Below are 6,094 nucleotides of genomic sequence, written 5' to 3' on the forward strand. Positions count from 1 at the left end.
AGTGCAACTCACATAACTACTGGACCGAATCTAGGGGGTCACTCCAGTCAGACATCGGGGGGAGGGCATGCGTCCAGAACTCGCAGTTCTCCCGCCACGAAGGTGCTGGGCGGCGATGAATCTGCCGAAGTCTCCGTGCGGCCGTCGAACACGATAAGCCGTCGCAACGTCTCCAGAGCCGCGATCATGAGACCTCCCCCATTCTTGGGTTCAGCTCACTGGGCGGACCCGGCGGTAGTACGGGGGCGGCGGAAGACGAAGAGCGCGATCAGCCCCAGGACCACGATGGCGGTGAAGAACAGGAACCCGACAGAGGCCACCTGCGGACTGACGATCTCCCGGATGGTGCGGAACATGAGACGTTCCAGGGTCTCTGCCCGGGCGCCGCCTACGAACTGTGCGAACACCAAATCGCTGAAGCCCATGACGAAACCGAACATCACCGAGGCCACTAGTGCAGGCGCCACTAGCGGGAGGACCACGGTGTAGGTGACTTTAACAGGGGAGGAGCCCAGGCTCGCCGCAGCATCCTCGTAGGCCCGGTTGAGCCCCTGGAAGGCTGTGTTCATCACGATCACGGCATAGGGCAGGCATAGCAGGATATAGGCCAAGAAGATCGCCGTCTCTGTGCCATTGAGGCCCACGGGTATGAACCCGAAGAGTAGGGCCACCGCCACCACGGTCTGCGGGACGATCAAGGGCGCGATCAGGAAGACATAGGCGTACGGCGAGTACCGGCCGGCACCGCCGCGGGCGATAGCGAAAGCGGCGAGGGCGCCGATGGCGGTGCCGACGATGGCCGCGAAGATGGAGACCCGGATGCTCAGTTCAGTGGCGGCCAGCCAGCGGCTGTCGGTGAAGTACGCCTCGATCCAACGGGTGGAATATCCGGACGGAGGGAAGGTCAGATACGAGTCATCGCTGAAGGCCAGAACGGAGATGACCGCGAATGGGCTGATTGCCAGCAGGATGGCCACGGCCGTCAGCGCCCAGGCAATCCACAGACGCACTGGTTCGACGACCCGCGCGATGGCCTCCCCCGCACGGACGATCACACCATTGGACAGGTAGCTGTCCATTCCGGTGAAGAACCGCCGCCCGCTGCGGGCCTTGAGCTGTTGCCGCACCTCGGAGGAGGCGCTGAGCGTAAGCCCCAGCGGCTTGCGGAACAGCAGCATCAGCACCAGCGTGATGGCCAGCATGACTACTGCCTCCGTGGCCACCGTCTCCCGCATGCCCCGCTGCCCCAGCAGCGAATCGATCCGCTGGGCGAACATCGGCGAGGAGGGCCCCTGCAGCAACATCGGCGTGATGTAGTAACCGATCGCGGAGATGAACACCAGGGTGCACCCGGCCACCACGCCTGGGCGGGACAGCGGCAGGTAGACCCGCCACCAGCTCTGCGTGCCGTTGCAGCCCAGGCTCCGCGAGGCACTCAGCAGCGAGCGGTCGATGCCCCGCATGGTGTTGTACAGGGGGAAGATCATCATCGGCAGGAGCACCTGGGACATGCCGATGACCACGCCGATGTCGTTGTAGACCAGGCGCACCGGTTCATCCACCACGCCCAGCCACAGGAGGAACTCGTTGATGGGACCCCGGTCGGCCAGGATGATCGTCCACGCGTAGGTGCGGACCAGCGCCGAGGTGAAGAAGGGCAGGCAAACGATGCCCAGCAGCACGATTCCCACGATGCCGCCGTGACGGGCCGCCAGATACGCCACCGGGTATCCCAGGACCAGGCAGACCACGGTGACGGTCAGCGATATCCACGCAGTGCGGAGCAGCACGTGGAGGAAGGTGCGATTGGTGGCGTCCTCGATGAAGGACTCCGCACCGGCACCGCCGGCAAGCGAGCCGTAGACCAGGTTTCCCAGCGGCACCAGGAACACCACCGCGGCAAAGACGAGCGCGGGGACCAGAAGCAGCGCCAGCAGCGAACGGCGTTTGCCGGTCTTGGCCGACGGCGCCTGCTGCGAAGCCTGGGGCGGGGAATCTGTGGTTGCTGACATACGCAATCCTTCGGCGGCGTGCGGCGCCTTCTTTCGCACCTGGTTTCAGTACGCGGGTGCGAAAGAAGGCGCCTACCGGATGGTCAGGGAGAGGAGACTGCGGCCGCGGTTACTCGGCAAGCCAGTCGTTCCACAGCCCGATGGCCACATCCGACCAGATCTCACCGTCGGGCGATTCCTCGGACCAGTAGCCGTCATCGGTCGGGATGACGGAGTCCAGGTGCTCCGGAGCCGTCGGGAGCATCAGCGAGCGTTCTTCATCGATCAGGTCATAGGCGGTGATGTTCGTAGGCGCGTAGGTGATCATCTCCGCGAACTCCGCCTGCCGGTCGGCCCGCGTGGCGAACTCGATGAACTGCTGCGCCACCTCCGGGTTGCCCGCTCCTGCCGGGACACCCCAGTAGTCCACGTAGAGCAGTGCCTGATCCCACGAGTACTCGATCGCATCGTCCTGTTCGACCACATCGGCGACCCGGCCGTTCCATGCCGCGCCGGCCACGACCTGCCGGTCAGCCAGCAGCTGCACGGATTCGGCACCGGAAGACCAGAACGTCAGGATGTCAGGGCGGATCTCGCTCAGTTTGTCCAGAGCCCGGTCGTAATCGAGCGGGTAGAGCTCGTCCGGTTCCACGCCGTCGGCCAGCAAGGCGATCTCGAAGACCCCATTGGCCAGTGTGGAACCTTCGCCCATGGTCCGCTGCCCGGGGAAGGTCTCGGTGTCGAAGAAGTCCTCCCAGCTGCTCATCTCCCCGCCGATTTCCTCAGGCACGTACGCCATCTGAGTGGCGTAGACCAGGGATGGAACCACATACTCGAGCATGGGGTAGGGATCGAACTCGTCCAGATCCCGGCCTTCCCAGTGGTCGTGGTCGATCGGGTCCAGGAGGTCCCCGTCAGTCCAGTTGGCGAGCATGGGTCCGGTGACGTTCACGACATCGGTGGGCGGATCCCCGGCTTCCGTTGAAGCCATGAAGGTGGTTTCGTCGTTTTCAACCAGGACGACTTCCACTCCGGTCTCCTCGGCGAAGGGCTGGAAGAAGGCCTGGTCCTGGGCCTCGCCCCACGCCCCTCCACCGTCGGGAAGATAGAGGACATCGTCTCCGTCTGCGGCGCCGCCACCGCAAGCGGAAACGACCAGCGCCGTGGCCGCGCCGATGCCGGCGATCTTCAGGGTGCGAATGTGATGTGGCACGTTTTTACCTCAGTTCTCCTGTTGCGCGAAAGAGATCTCGGACTCTTTCCTCCAGCGGATGGACACCGTGTCCCCCAGCGAGCGCCGGGGTTCTTCCGGGCTTTCCTGCACGCGGACTGTGATCCCGCCGACGTCGACGAGGACATGCCGCATGGAGCCCTCGAAGATCACTTCGGTCACCTGCCCGTCGAGCCCGTTCCCGGGAGCGGCGATGGCCGTGCGTTCCGGGCGGATGCCGAAGCGCTGGTTTTCCCCGGTGTTCGCAGAATCCAATGCGGCATCGGCGTCCACCGGCCGATCCTGTCCGGCTGGGTCCCGGAGGAAGAAGTTCATTTTTCCGACAAACGCAGCCACGAACTCGTCCACCGGACGGTTGTAGAGCTCTTCCGGGGTATCTGTCTGCAGGATCTGCCCGTGGTTCATCACCGCGATCCGGTCTGCCATGGACATGGCCTCACCCTGATCGTGGGTGACGAAGATGATGGTCGTTCCCAGCACCCGGTGGATCTTGCGGATCTCCAGCTGGACCTGTTCGCGCAGTTTGCGGTCCAGGGCCCCCAGCGGTTCGTCCATCAGCAGGACGGGAGGCTTGTACACCAGTGCGCGGGCCAGGGCCACGCGCTGCTGCTGGCCGCCGGAGAGCTGATGAACTTTCCGGCCGGCCAGGTGGCTCATATCGGTGAGCTCGAGGACTTCAGCGATCGCCTGCTTCTTCGCATCGCGGCTCCACCTGCGGTTGCGCAGGGGGTAGGCGATGTTCTTTTCCACCGTCAGGTGCGGGAAGAGCGCGTACCGCTGGAACACCATGCCGAGGTTCCGCTTGTATGGCGGCACGCGCGTCTGGGGTGTACCACCGATGGTGACCTCGCCGGCGTCCAGGTCCACGAATCCGGCCAACGCCATCAACAGCGTGGTCTTCCCGGACCCGCTGGGACCTAGCAGTGCGACGAACTCCCCCGGCCGTACCGAGAGATCCACGCCGTCCAGGGCACGCATACCGCCGTACTGCTTCACGGCCGAGGTGATCTCGATGCCTGCTCCTTCGACCGTGCTCACCGCGCCCGGATCACGGGCGGCGTCACGCGTCTGGCTCATCGTAGGCATTCATACTCCATTCAGCCTGCTGTATTCACCCGCTGTCAGGTTCTCGTCCGTTGATTCTCGCGGCCTGTTTCCTCAGTCTTATCGAAGCTGGGCGATAATCAATATTCGCACGGTGTGAAGAAAGTTCTCAGAATATGCCTGATACGCTACCCGGCACGTGTAACACGAAGAGTCGAGGTGCGTAAATTCTGCGTTACACGCAAGGCATTCCCGTGGGATCCATTAGCTCACCAAGGCATGCGCAGATTTTTCGCTCGCAATGACGCTCTAGAGAATTCCTTCCACGACTCCGCTCTGAGCCTCGGATATACCATGACGTCATAGGCCGTCCGGGCCAGCGATACGGCGGCCGTAAGCGCCACCTCGTGGGCGCGCTCAGTGGCGGCGGCGTCTCGGAACTCTACGGTATGCGCCGGCGTTCCATTTTCACAGATGGCAAGATAGGGGTGGATCGAAGGGACTTTATGGCTGACATTCCCCATATCGGTACTTCCGGCCGATCCTTTTGTCTCCTGGAGCAGGATTCCATAATCACTTATATGCTCACGGAATCGCTCTCCCAGAATGCCGTTATTCTTCATAGTGAGCGAATATCCCATGCTTGTGATCTCGACTCCGCAGTCATGGGCGGCGGCTGCGGAGTCTGCAATGGCACGGAACCGTCGCTGCATGATGGCGAACTGCGCGTCGTCGGCGGATCGCAGCATGAAGGTGGCATCGGCCCTTTCAGGAATGATGTTGGGCGCATCCCCGCCATAGTCGATCACGCCGTGCACCCGACTGTCCGGTGTGAGTTGCTGGCGCCACAGTCCTATGGAGGTGAACAGCTGGATCATCGCGTCAAGGGCGTTGCGCCCGGCCCAGGGGCTCGCCGACGCGTGCGCGGGCGCCCCGCGGAACGTGACGGTCAGTTCCTCCAGTGCCAGCGCGGGCCCGCCCACACTGTTCGTATCAGCAGGGTGAAAGAGCACCGCCGCGTCTACGCCGTCGAAGAGTCCGTGTTCGATCATTACTTGTTTGCCCGCACCGCGCTCCTCCGCGGGCGTACCCAGGAAGCGGACTTCTCCGCCGTAGAGATCGCGGATGGCAGCCAGGCCGATGGCCGCGCCCACGCCGGCCATCGCCATCAGATTGTGGCCACAGCCGTGGCCCAGGCCCTTGAGCGCGTCGTACTCGGCCAGCACGGCCACGATGGCTTCCGGGGATACCTCACTCGCTCCGCACAGCGTGCCCCGGACCGCCGTCGGCAGCTCGGGCACCGGCCGGTCCACCCGGTAGCCGGCAGCTTCCACTAGCCTTGAGACCTGCTCCGCCGCGCGCTCTTCCTGGAACGAAACCTCGGGGTCCCGGTGGAGTTGCCGTGCCAGACCGATCAGTTCATCTCTGTGTTCGCGGATGGCCTGAGCGATCCGCTCGTAGGCGCTGTGCGGCTGAGCGCCGGCTGGGCTGCTCGGTTCTTGCATCGATACCCCTTCCTTGACTGACACGGCTCATTCGAAAGGCCCGGCGGAAGGGCCTCGAAGCGGCGGTGTCGTCGTTGACGTATCGACACTGTGCGTCAGATCACACGGTGCACATGCCTTTCAGTTTGCAGGGGATGAATCACCTCGTCTATTTAAGGTTTCAAGGGACCATTGTTAAGCCAGGCTTCATCCCGATAGGACTAGCATGTGATCATGCTGGACGTTCATCGCCTGGTGCTGCTCCGCGAGGTCCACGGGACTGCCGCACATTTAGGTGACAGTTGGGGGTGTCAGGCCGCGAGGCTCACGGCCGGGTTCATGAT

The 6,094-nt window shown here is 63.5% G+C and carries 4 protein-coding genes; all 4 read right to left on the bottom strand.

The features are described 5' to 3' along the window. Nucleotides 1-215: 215 nt before the first annotated feature. Nucleotides 216-2,012, bottom strand: coding sequence for an ABC transporter permease subunit (locus tag IEW13_RS17075; RefSeq protein WP_188552112.1), 1,797 nt, complete (start codon nucleotides 2,010-2,012; stop codon nucleotides 216-218). A 109-nt stretch (nucleotides 2,013-2,121) separates the two neighbouring features. Next, the gene (locus tag IEW13_RS17080) at nucleotides 2,122-3,204 is read right to left on the bottom strand and encodes an ABC transporter substrate-binding protein (protein ID WP_188552113.1); all 1,083 of its coding nucleotides are present in this window, start codon (nucleotides 3,202-3,204) and stop codon (nucleotides 2,122-2,124) included. A 9-nt stretch (nucleotides 3,205-3,213) separates the two neighbouring features. Continuing rightward, a complete protein-coding gene (locus IEW13_RS17085) occupies nucleotides 3,214-4,299 on the bottom strand; it encodes an ABC transporter ATP-binding protein (RefSeq protein ID WP_188552114.1) in 1,086 nt (361 codons plus the stop codon). 236 nt (nucleotides 4,300-4,535) lie between these two features. Then, nucleotides 4,536-5,795 carry a M20 family metallopeptidase gene (locus IEW13_RS17090; RefSeq protein ID WP_188552115.1) on the bottom strand — a complete coding sequence of 420 codons (1,260 nt, stop codon included), beginning with the start codon at nucleotides 5,793-5,795 and terminating at the stop codon, nucleotides 4,536-4,538. Between the last annotated feature and the right edge of the window lie 299 nt (nucleotides 5,796-6,094).

It is taken from the genome of Sediminivirga luteola, from assembly GCF_014639315.1.
Lineage (GTDB): Bacteria > Actinomycetota > Actinomycetes > Actinomycetales > Brevibacteriaceae > Sediminivirga > Sediminivirga luteola.